Origin of the sequence: Hymenobacter gummosus, assembly GCF_003970915.1 — a bacterium.
GTDB classification, from domain to species: domain Bacteria; phylum Bacteroidota; class Bacteroidia; order Cytophagales; family Hymenobacteraceae; genus Solirubrum; species Solirubrum gummosum.
In genome coordinates this window covers 268,055-278,875 of sequence record NZ_RXOF01000007.1, presented here as the reverse complement: position 1 = coordinate 278,875, position 10,821 = coordinate 268,055, and the positions used below count along the sequence as shown (strand labels likewise).

Sequence of the window (10,821 nt, the reverse complement as noted above, 5' to 3'; positions counted from 1 at the left end):
CATTGCCACGGTCTGTTCCGTCATGGTCGGGGAAGGAGTGAAGCGTCAGATACTTCAAACCTACCCTGTTCCGGGCGGAACAGATTTCTTTTTGCCCCAGCTTTAGTACCCCGCAACTTGGGTTAGCTAGATTAAGCGGTGCTGTACCTTTAGCCTCATGCCCGAACTACCCCGCCTGCTCGACCAGCTCGACCGCGCCTTCCACGGCGACGCCTGGTCCGGTCCCTCGCTGCTGGCCAATCTGATCGGCTTGTCCGGCGCTCAGGCGGCGGCCTTGCCGCTGCCCACGGCCCACAGCATCTGGGAGCTGGTGCTGCACCTGCGCACCTGGACGGACACCGTGCGCGTGCGCATCGAGCAGCGCTACTGCGTGGCCATCGAGGGCGAGGACTGGCCCGCCGTGCCCTTCCCGCCCGACGAAGCCGCCTGGCAGGCCGCCCAGACCGAACTTTCCAAGGCCCACGAGCAGTTGGTGGCGGCGGCCGGGGCGCTGACGGAACAGGATTTAGACCAGCTGCTCGGCGCCGAGCGCAACCGGCCCGACGGTTCGGGTGTTTCCATTTACGTATTGTTGCACGGCACCGCGCAGCACTACCTCTACCACGCCGGCCAGGTGGCGCTGCTGCGCAAGCTGGTCTGAGCGCCTTTTCTTCGCTTTCTCATGCACTTTCATAAGTACCAGGGTACCGGCAACGACTTCGTGATGATTGACGACCGGAGCCGCACGTTTCCCGCCGACGACTACGCCCTGGTGCGCCGCCTCTGCGAGCGGCGCCGCGGCATCGGGGCCGACGGCCTCATCCTGCTGCGCACCCTGCCCGGCTACGACTTCGAAATGGTGTACTACAACGCCGACGGCTACCTGGGCTCGATGTGCGGCAACGGCGGCCGCTGCACCGTGGCCTTTGCCCGCCAGCTCGGCGTCATCAGCGACAAAGCCCATTTCCTGGCCGCCGACGGCCCGCACGAGGCCACCGTGGATGCCGACGGTACCGTGCGCCTGCGGATGATGGACGTGGCCGGCCAGCAGGAAATGCCCGACGGCATTTTCCTCAACACCGGTTCGCCCCACATCGTCCGCTTCCTGCCCGCCAGCACCCTGGCCGAGCACAACGTGTACGCCGAAGGCCGGGCCATCCGCTTCGGCGAGTTTTTCGGCAGCAAGGGCGGCACCAACGTCAACTTCGTGGAGGAACCCCAGCAGGCCGACCAGCCCTGGCAGGTGCGTACTTACGAGCGGGGCGTGGAGGACGAAACCCATTCCTGCGGCACCGGCGTGACGGCCGTGGCCCTGGCTGCCGCCCGCCGTGGCGCCCTCAGCCCCGTGCCCCTGCGCACCATCGGCGGCGACTTGTCGGTGAGCTTCCGGCAGCACCCGGATGGCTCGTTTACCGAGGTGTACCTGAACGGCCCGGCCGAGTTCGTGTTCGAGGGCGAGATTCTCCTCTAGCCCATGCTGCGCGGCGACACCGTTTTTCTGCGCGCCCTCGAAGCGGAAGATTTACGCTTCCTCTACGACATCGAAAACGACGCGAGCGTGTGGGGGCTGGCCTCCGACACGCTCACGCCGATTTCGCACTACTCCCTGCAGCGCTACCTCGACGCCGCCGCGGCCGATTTCTACGAGGTGCGGCAGCTGCGCCTGGTCATCTGCACGCAGGCCGATGGGGGCGCCGTGGGCACGGTCGATGTATTCAATTTCGAGCCCCACCACCGCCGCGCGGCCGTGGGCATTATGGTGCAGCAGGCCCACCGCCGCGCCGGCTACGCCGCCGAAGCCCTGCGGCTGCTGCTGGATTATGCCCGCCGCACCCTGCGCCTGCACCAGCTCTACTGCACCGTGGCGGCCAGCAACCAGCCCAGCCTGCGGCTATTCCGGCGGGCGGGCTTCCGGCGCGTAGGCCTGCGCCAGCAGTGGCTCAATACGGACTCGGGCTGGCAGGATGCAGTGGAAATGCAATGTGTGTTAACGGGCGAATAGGCTCGTTTTTTGTGTGTTATCCTGCTATTTTATTGTTGAGTTAGCCGGATAGTATCCTTTTATGGTGGGGCTGCGTATGCTATCCTGCCGCGCTTGGTTGAGAGAGGCCGTCGTGACCGAGCCGACCAAACATTTACTACTGCACCGATCCGCCAAATTTTTTGACGCTCTCTCGCATGTCCTTACTCGACGCCCCGACCTACGCCTCGGCGCCTTCCGCCACGCCTGATTCCGCGGCTCCGAAAACTACCAGCAGCAACGAGCAGCTGCCCGACTTGGTCTGCTTCGCGCACCTGCACTGGGACTTCGTATGGCAGCGCCCGCAGCATTTGCTTTCCCGTTTTGCCAAGCACACCCGCGTGTTCTACGTGGAGGAGCCCTGCACGCACTGGGGCGACAAAACCATGGCGCCCTGGCTGGAAATCAAGGACCGCGAAGAGGGCAAGCTGAAAATCGTGGTGGTGCACCTGCCCGAGGGCATGGCGGAAGAAGCGGCTGACAAGGCGCAGGCCGACATCCTGGCCGAGTATTTCCAGAAGGAAAACATCAAGGACTTCATTGCTTGGTACTACTCGCCCATGTTCGTGGCCAAGACGCGGCAGCTGAAGCCGGCGCTGACCATTTACGACTGCATGGACGAGCTGGCCAACTTCAAGGGCGCCCACCCCGAGCTGCGCAGCCGTGAGCAGGAGCTGTTCCAAAAGACTCAGCTGGTGTTTACCGGCGGCCAGAGCCTGTACGAGGCCAAAACCAAGCAGCACCCCAGCGCCCACGCCTTCCCCAGCAGCATCGACAAGGCCCACTTCGGCCAGGCCCGCCAGGCGGCGGCCGACCCCGCCGACCAGGCCTCGATTCCGCACCCGCGCATCGGCTTCTTCGGGGTGGTGGATGAGCGCCTCGACATCGAGCTGGTGCGTGAGCTGGCCGAAGCCCGCCCCGAGTGGCAGTTCGTCATCATTGGCCCGGTGGCGAAAATCGACCCGGCCACGCTGCCCAAGTCGAGCAACATTCACTACCTCGGCGGCAAGGACTACAAGGAGCTGCCGCATTACCTGCGCGGCTGGGACGTGGCCACCCTGCTCTTCGCCGACAACGAAAGCACCAAGTTCATTTCGCCCACCAAAACGCCGGAATACCTGGCCGCCGGCCGCCCCGTGGTCAGCACGCCCATCCGCGATGTGGTGCGCCCCTACGGCGAGCTGGGGCTGGTACACATTGCCGCCACCGCGCCGGAGTTTGAGGCCGCCGTGGAGCAGGCACTGCAGGACGAATCCGACCCTACCTGGCTGAAACGCGTAGACGAATACCTGGCCACCATTTCCTGGGACCAGACCTGGCAGGGCATGGTGGACCTGATGCAGGCTGAATTGCAAAAGGCCCGCCGCTAATGAAGCCGCGGCGCCCCTACCGTGACCGTGAGAAGTATCCCGCCGCTTACCACACCAGTCCTTCCCCCCAACCAATCACCTAACCGTCCCCCGAGCTATGTTTGATTACCTCATCGTCGGAGCCGGCTTCGCTGGCAGCGTGCTGGCCGAACGCCTCGCCACGCGCTCCAACAAGAAAGTGCTCATCATCGACAAGCGCAACCACATTGCGGGCAACGCTTACGACCACTACAACGAGGAGGGCATCCTCGTGCACAAGTACGGCCCGCACATCTTCCATACCAACTCGAAGGACGTATTCGAGTACCTCTCCAACTTCACCGAGTGGCGCCCCTACGAGCACTGGGTACTGGCCTCGGTGGACGGGCAGCACGTGCCGATTCCGATCAACCTGGACACCATCAACAAGCTCTACGGCACGAACATGACCTCCTTCGAGGTTGATGCCTTCTTCGAGTCGCAGGCCGAGGCCGTGCCGGTTATCCGCACCTCGGAGGACGTGGTGGTGAGCAAAGTCGGCCGCGAGCTGTACGAGAAGTTCTTCCGCAACTACACCCGCAAGCAGTGGGGCCTCGACCCCTCGGAGCTGGATAAGTCGGTGACGTCGCGCGTGCCTACCCGCACCAACCGCGACCGGCGCTACTTCACCGACACCTACCAGGCCATGCCCCTGCACGGCTACACCAAGATGTTCGAGAAGATGCTCGACCACCCCAACATCAAGGTGATGCTGAACGTGGACTACCACGAAATCATCAACGTCATTCCCTTCAAGGAAATGATTTTCACCGGCCCGGTGGACGAGTACTTCGACTACAAGTTCGGCAAGCTGCCCTACCGCTCCCTGGAGTTCAAGCACGAAACGCTGAACAAGGAGCAGCACCTGGAAGCGCCGGTGGTCAACTACCCGAACGAGCACCTCTACACGCGCATCACCGAGTTCAAGGCCCTCACCGGCCAGCAACACCCGAAGACCAGCCTCGTGTATGAGTTCCCGCGCGCCGAGGGCGACCCGTACTACCCGATTCCGAAGCCCGAAAACGCCGAGCTGTACAACAAGTACAAGAAGCTGGCCGACGAGACGCCCAACGTGCACTTCGTAGGCCGCCTGGCTACCTACAAGTACTACAACATGGACCAGGTGGTGGCCCAGGCGCTGACGCTGTACAAGAAGCTCACCGAGAAATCGGAGGAGGCCCAGCCGAAAAAGCCCGCCATTACCGGCTCGGCCACGCTGATGGAGAAGCTGCTTCCCCGCGACCCGGACAAGCAGCAAGCTTAGGTTTTCCACTGCCCGCGGGGCGTAGCAACTTGCCGTGCCTGCTACGCCCCGCGGCTTTTTTTCGCGCATGGCAACTGTTGACCTGTGGGGCGGCGTCGAATGCAGCATTCGACGCGTGCATGATGATTTTTCGGACCAGACGCGCCTGAGCGGCCACCGCCAGCGCCTGTCCGACCTTGACGAAATAGCCGAGCTGGGCCTGCGCAAGCTGCGCTACCCCGTGCTCTGGGAAAACGTAGCGCCCGACAGCCTCGACCGGCCCGACTGGTCGTGGACCGACGAGCGGCTGAACCGCCTGCGCGAGCTGGGCATAGCCCCCATCGTGGGCTTGGTGCACCACGGCAGCGGCCCGCGCTACACGGCCATGGACCAGCCCAGCTTCGTGACGGGCCTGGCGCGCTTTGCCCGCATGGTGGCCGAGCGCTACCCCTGGGTGACGGACTACACGCCCGTCAACGAGCCGCTGACCACTGCCCGCTTCAGCGGCCTCTACGGCCTGTGGTACCCGCACAGCCACGATTCCGCGGCCTTTGTGCGCATGCTCCTGCACCAGGTACAGGCCACCAAGGCGGCTATGCTGGCCATTCGGGAGGTAAACCCGGCGGCCCGGCTGGTGCAGACGGAGGATTTGGGCAAGATTTACAGCACGCCGCGGCTGACCTACCAGGCCGACTTCGAGAACCAGCGCCGCTGGCTGACCTTCGATTTGCTCTGCGGCCGCGTGACGCCCCGGCACCTGCTCTACGGCTACCTCCGGGAACACGGCGCCACCGCGGAGGAGCTGGCCGCGCTGGAAGAAGCCCCGCTGCCGCCCGATGTGCTGGGTATCAACTACTACGTGACCAGTGAGCGGTTTCTCGACGAGCGGCTGGAGCACTACCCCTCGCACAGCGTGGGCAGCAACGAGCTCGAGCACTACGCCGATGTGGAAGCCGTGCGCGTGGCGCCGCTGGAGCTGGCGGGCCTGCGCAACCTGCTGCTGGAAGCCTGGCAGCGCTACCAGCTGCCGGTAGCCGTGACGGAGGTGCAGCTGGCCTGCACCCGCGAGGAGCAGATGCGCTGGCTGCAGCAGGCCTGGGACGCCGCCAACGCCGCCGCCGACGCCGGGGCCGACGTGCGCGCCGTTACCGTCTGGGCCCTGTTCGGGGCCTACAACTGGGATACCCTGCTCACCCGCGACGGCACCTACGAAAGCGGCGTGTTTGACGTGCGCAGCGGGCAGCCGCGCCGCACGGCCTTGTTCCGCATGGTGCAGCAGCTGGCCCGTCACCATTCGTACCACCACCCGGTGCTGCACGGCGCGGGCTGGTGGCAGCGCCCGGGCCGCTTTGCCTACCGCCACTTCCAATCTGCCTAACCCTTACCTAGCCATGAACGCATTTCAGCTATCCGCAACGGCCGCGCCGCCGCTGCTGATTACCGGTGCCCAAGGCACCCTGGGCCGGGCGTTTCAGCGCATCTGCGACATCCGCAACCTGCCCACCGTCTGCCTCAGCCGCCACGAGCTGGACATCACCGACCCCGTGGCCGTGGAGCTGGCCCTGCAGCGCCACCAACCCTGGGCCGTCGTCAACGCCGCCGGCTACGTGCGCGTCGACGAGGCGGAGAAGGATGCCGCCCTGTGCTACCGCGTCAATGCTACCGGGCCCAAGGTGCTGGCCCGGGCCTGCGCCCACCGCGGCGTGCAGCTGCTGGCCTTTTCCTCCGATCTGGTGTTCGATGGGCAGCAGTCGGTGCCCTATACCGAGGGCGACGCCAAGCGGCCGCTGAACGTGTACGGGCACAGCAAGAGCCTGGCCGAGCGCGACGTGCTGGCGGCCCTGCCCCGGGCCCTGGTGGTGCGCACCAGCGCCTTTTTCGGCCCCTGGGACGAGTACAACTTCGTGCACTACGCCCTGCAGGCCCTGCGCGGCGGCCGCGTGTTCGAGGCCGCCGACGATTTGCAGGTGTCGCCCACCTACGTGCCCGATCTGGTCAATACCGCGCTGGACCTGCTCATCGACGAGGAAAGCGGCATCTGGCACGTGGCCAACCACGGCACCTACACCTGGGCCCGGCTGGCGCAGCTGGCCGCCGAAGGCGCCGAGCTGAATACTGCTCTGGTGCGTCCGCGCCCCGCCGCCGCTTTCGGCTGGGCGGCCCCGCGGCCGGCTTTCAGTGCCCTCAGCAGCAACCGCGGCATCGTACTGCCTTCGGTGGAAGACGGCCTCGGACGTTACCTGCGCGACGTCAGCGTTGCCAGTCCCGACGAGTGCACGCTGAAAGGGGAGGCAGTGGCATAAGCGTCAGCTTGTGCTGCGGCCAACGGCCGCAATTCGGATCTGCGTAGCTTGGATTGTCTGAAGCCACGCCGGCCGCCTGAAGTGACCCTGACTGCGCATATCTGCCTTGGCGCTTTCAGCGCCAGCACAAGCTGAACCGAAGGTCGACGTAGTCAAGCTTATGCCACTTGGGCACCCGCGCCGCCCGGCCGCCCATTCAAACCTGACAATAATGCTTTCTGACTCAACCCCGCACTCTTTTTGAGGGAGCGGGGTTGTTCATTTCTGGGGCATCTGATAACGCGTCGGGGGCTTTTCCCTCAGAAAACGTATTTTTGAGGTGCGCCCCAGCGCATTCAGTACATTTTCCTCTACAGCATGTTCGATTTTATCGGGAAGGCCGTCACGAAAGTCTTCGGCACCAAGTCGGAGCGGGACTTGAAAGGCATCATCCCCTACGTGGCGACCATCAACGCCGAATACGCCAAACTGGCAGGCATCTCCGATGACGAGCTGCGCGGCCAGTCCGACGAGCTGCGCGGCATCATCGATGAGCGCCTGCAGGCCGTGGATGCCCAGATTGCCGGCTTGCACGCGCGGATCAACGACCAGCCCAACCTCGACATTCAGGAAAAGGAACAGATCTTCGACCAGATCGACGCGCTGGAAAAGCAGCGCAACGTGCAGCTGGAAGAAGTGCTGATGGAAATTGCGCCGCGCTCCTTCGCCATCGTGAAGGAAACCGCCCGCCGCTACAAGGAAAACGGCCAGCTGGTGGTAACGGCCACTGAGCACGACCGTAGCCTGGCGCGCGTCCGTCCGCACATCCGCTTCGAGGGCGACAAAGCCATCTGGCCGAACAAGTGGATGGCCGGCGGCGCCGAAATGACCTGGGAGATGGTGCACTACGACGTGCAGCTCATCGGCGGCCTGGTGCTGCACCAGGGCAAGATTTCGGAAATGGCCACCGGTGAAGGTAAGACGCTGGTGGCTACGCTGCCCGCCTTCCTCAACGCCCTGGCCCGCCGCGGCGTGCACGTGGTAACCGTCAACGACTACCTGGCCAAGCGTGACTCGGAGTGGATGGCCCCGCTGTACGAGTTTCACAACATGCGGTGTGACTGCATCGACAAGCACCAGCCCAACACCGACGCCCGCCGCCAGGCCTACCTCGCCGACATTACCTACGGCACCAACAACGAGTTCGGCTTCGACTACCTGCGCGACAACATGGCGCGCGACCCGGAAGAGCTGGTGCAGCGCAAGCACCACTACGCCATGGTCGACGAAGTGGACTCCGTGCTCATCGACGACGCCCGGACCCCGCTTATCATCAGCGGCCCGGTGCCCCGCGGCGACGTGCACGAATTCCAGATTCTGAAGCCGCGCATTCAGCGCCTGGTGGAAGAGCAGAAAAAGCTGGTGCAGCAGTACCTGCTCGACGCCAAGCGCCAGCTCAAGGAAGGCAAAGACGGGCCCAAGGAAGGGGAGGGCGGCCTCGCGCTGTTCCGCGCCTACCGCGGCCTGCCCAAGAGCAAGCCGCTCATCAAATTCCTCTCGGAAACCGGCAACCGCGCCATCCTGCAGAAGGTGGAAAACCACTACCTGCAGGACAACTCGCGCCAGATGCCCCAGGCCGACCAGCCGCTGTTCTTCACCATCGACGAGAAGAACAACCAGATTGAGCTGACCGAGCGCGGCATCGACCTGATTACCGGCCAGGGGGAAGACCCCAACTTCTTCATCATGCCCGATATCGGCACCGACCTGGCCGCCATCGAGAACAACAAGGCCCTGACGGCCGAGGAGCGCCTGCAGCAGAAGGAGCACCTGATGCAGGACTTCCAGGAGAAGTCGGAGCGTATTCACACGGTGAACCAGCTGCTGAAAGCCTACACCCTGTTCGAGCTGAACGATCAGTACATCATCAGCGAGGACAACAAGGTGAAGATTGTGGACGAGCAGACCGGCCGCGTGATGGAAGGCCGCCGCTACTCCGACGGCCTGCACCAGGCCATCGAGGCCAAGGAAAACGTGCGCATCGAAGACGCCACGCAGACCTACGCCACGGTGACCTTGCAGAACTACTTCCGCATGTACCACAAGCTGGCCGGCATGACCGGTACGGCCGAAACGGAAGCGGGCGAATTCTGGCAGATCTACAAGCTGGATGTGGTGGTCATCCCGACCAACCGCGGCATTCAGCGCAAGGACCAGCACGACAAGGTGTACAAGACCACGCGCGAGAAGTACAACGCCGTGGCCGAGGAAATCCAGGAGCTGGTGAAGGCCGGCCGCCCGGTGCTGGTGGGTACCACCACGGTGGAAAACTCGGAAATCATCAGCCGCCTGCTGCAGCTGCGCAAGATTCCGCACCAGGTGCTGAACGCCAAGCAGAACCAGCGCGAAGCCGAAATCGTGTCGAATGCCGGCTACCCCGGCACCGTCACCATTGCCACCAACATGGCCGGCCGCGGTACCGACATCAAGCTGCGTGAAACCTCGCGCGAGGCGGGCGGTCTGGCCATCATCGGCACGGAGCGCCACGAAAGCCGCCGCGTCGACCGGCAGCTGCGCGGCCGCTCGGGCCGCCAGGGCGACCCGGGTACCTCGCAGTTCTTCGTCTCGCTCGAAGACAACCTGATGCGCCTGTTCGGCTCCGACCGTATTGCCCGCCTGATGGACCGCATGGGTCTGGAAGAGGGCGAGGTGATTCAGCACTCGATGATTACTTCGTCGATTGAGCGCGCCCAGAAGAAGGTGGAGGAAAACAACTTCGGTATGCGCAAGCGCCTGCTGGAGTACGACGACGTGATGAACGCCCAGCGCGAGGTGGTGTACCGCCGCCGCCGCAACGCCCTGTTCGGGGAGCGTCTGGAGCTGGACGTGTGGAACATGATCTACGAGGTGTCCGAAGACATCGTAGCGGGCCACAAGGCCAGCGGCGACTTTGAGGACTTCAAGCTGGCCATCATCCGCGTGTTTGGCTACGACACCCACATTGCGGCCGGCGAGTTTGCCGCCCAGCCGGCCCCGGCCCTGGTGCAGAAGCTCTACGACGAAGCCTTGGGCTACTACCACTCCAAGAACGAGGTCATCGGCGAGTCGGCCCTGCCGCTGGTGAATGACCTGCTGGCCCAGAACGCCCCGTTCGAAAACATTGCCGTGCCCTTCAGCGACCAGCGCAAGCAGGTGACGGCCGTGGCCAGCCTGCGCAAGGCCCAGCAGACCAACGGGCAGGAGCTGATCCGCGCCATGGAGAAAGTGGTGGTGCTGTCGCTCATCGACGAGGCCTGGACCCAGCACCTGCGCCAGATGGACGACCTGAAACAGGTGGTGCAGAACGCCGTGTACGAGCAGAAAGACCCGCTGCTGGTGTACAAGTTCGAGTCGTTCGAGCTGTTCAAGCGCATGATCAGCAAGGTGAACGAGGACACCGTCACCTTCCTGTTCCACGCCGACATTCCGGCTACCACGCAGGGCCCGGGCCAGGAGCCGGAAATCTTCTTCGAGGAGGCCGACACCGTGCCGCGCATCCCGCAGCCCCGCGTGAAGGCCGAGAAGGAGCAGGTGCACTCCCAGCTCGAATCGGGCTACGCGGCCGAGGACGACAACGCCGAGGGCATCGTGGAGCGGCAGGAGCCGGTTCGTTCGCAGAAAATTGCCAACCGCAACGACAAGGTGAGCGTGCAGTACATGGACGGCCGCATCGTGCGCGACGTGAAGTTCAAGAGCGTGGAAGAAGACGTGCTCAGCAACCGCGCCGTGATTATCGACTAAATCACGGATTTCTGCGGATTCGACGGATTTCGCGGATTTTGTGGACGATTGTCGTTCAGTGAATCGGAGCCACGGCTACAAGCCGTGGCTCCGGCTTTTTGGGACTACTTTTGTCCTCTGATTTCAGCG

General features: G+C 63.9%; 8 protein-coding genes. All 8 read left to right on the top strand.

Annotated features, from left to right (window positions below; genetic code table 11):
* Positions 1 to 157: 157 nt before the first annotated feature.
* Positions 158 to 640 carry a DinB family protein gene (locus tag EJV47_RS14445; protein WP_126693864.1) on the top strand — a complete coding sequence of 161 codons (483 nt, stop codon included), beginning with the start codon at positions 158 to 160 and terminating at the stop codon, positions 638 to 640.
* Between the two features lie 21 nt (positions 641 to 661).
* Entirely contained in the window at positions 662 to 1,450 is a 789-nt protein-coding gene (gene dapF / locus EJV47_RS14440; protein ID WP_126693863.1) for a diaminopimelate epimerase, read from the top strand.
* A gap of 3 nt (positions 1,451 to 1,453) precedes the next feature.
* A complete protein-coding gene (locus EJV47_RS14435; protein ID WP_126693862.1) occupies positions 1,454 to 1,981 on the top strand; it encodes a GNAT family N-acetyltransferase in 528 nt (175 codons plus the stop codon).
* Positions 1,982 to 2,157: 176 nt separating this feature from the next.
* On the top strand, positions 2,158 to 3,369 hold the full coding sequence (locus EJV47_RS14430) for a glycosyltransferase family 1 protein (RefSeq protein WP_126693861.1): 1,212 nt from the start codon (positions 2,158 to 2,160) through the stop codon (positions 3,367 to 3,369).
* Between the two features lie 97 nt (positions 3,370 to 3,466).
* Positions 3,467 to 4,651 carry a UDP-galactopyranose mutase gene (gene glf / locus EJV47_RS14425; protein ID WP_126693860.1) on the top strand — a complete coding sequence of 395 codons (1,185 nt, stop codon included), beginning with the start codon at positions 3,467 to 3,469 and terminating at the stop codon, positions 4,649 to 4,651.
* Between the two features lie 67 nt (positions 4,652 to 4,718).
* Positions 4,719 to 6,008 carry a family 1 glycosylhydrolase gene (locus EJV47_RS28435; protein ID WP_207895895.1) on the top strand — a complete coding sequence of 430 codons (1,290 nt, stop codon included), beginning with the start codon at positions 4,719 to 4,721 and terminating at the stop codon, positions 6,006 to 6,008.
* A 13-nt stretch (positions 6,009 to 6,021) separates the two neighbouring features.
* A complete protein-coding gene (locus EJV47_RS28430) occupies positions 6,022 to 6,933 on the top strand; it encodes an SDR family oxidoreductase (protein ID WP_207895893.1) in 912 nt (303 codons plus the stop codon).
* A 357-nt stretch (positions 6,934 to 7,290) separates the two neighbouring features.
* Positions 7,291 to 10,692, top strand: a complete 3,402-nt coding sequence (gene secA / locus EJV47_RS14415) for a preprotein translocase subunit SecA (RefSeq protein WP_126693859.1) — start codon at positions 7,291 to 7,293, stop codon at positions 10,690 to 10,692.
* Positions 10,693 to 10,821 lie beyond the last annotated feature (129 nt).

Coding starts and splice junctions, on each gene's coding strand:
- EJV47_RS14435 (WP_126693862.1), top strand. CDS start 1,454: ATGCTGCGCGGCGACACCGTTTTTCTGCGCGCCCTCGAAGCGGAAGAT.
- EJV47_RS28430 (WP_207895893.1), top strand. CDS start 6,022: ATGAACGCATTTCAGCTATCCGCAACGGCCGCGCCGCCGCTGCTGATT.
- EJV47_RS14430 (WP_126693861.1), top strand. CDS start 2,158: ATGTCCTTACTCGACGCCCCGACCTACGCCTCGGCGCCTTCCGCCACG.
- secA (WP_126693859.1), top strand. CDS start 7,291: ATGTTCGATTTTATCGGGAAGGCCGTCACGAAAGTCTTCGGCACCAAG.
- dapF (WP_126693863.1), top strand. CDS start 662: ATGCACTTTCATAAGTACCAGGGTACCGGCAACGACTTCGTGATGATT.
- glf (WP_126693860.1), top strand. CDS start 3,467: ATGTTTGATTACCTCATCGTCGGAGCCGGCTTCGCTGGCAGCGTGCTG.
- EJV47_RS14445 (WP_126693864.1), top strand. CDS start 158: ATGCCCGAACTACCCCGCCTGCTCGACCAGCTCGACCGCGCCTTCCAC.
- EJV47_RS28435 (WP_207895895.1), top strand. CDS start 4,719: ATGGCAACTGTTGACCTGTGGGGCGGCGTCGAATGCAGCATTCGACGC.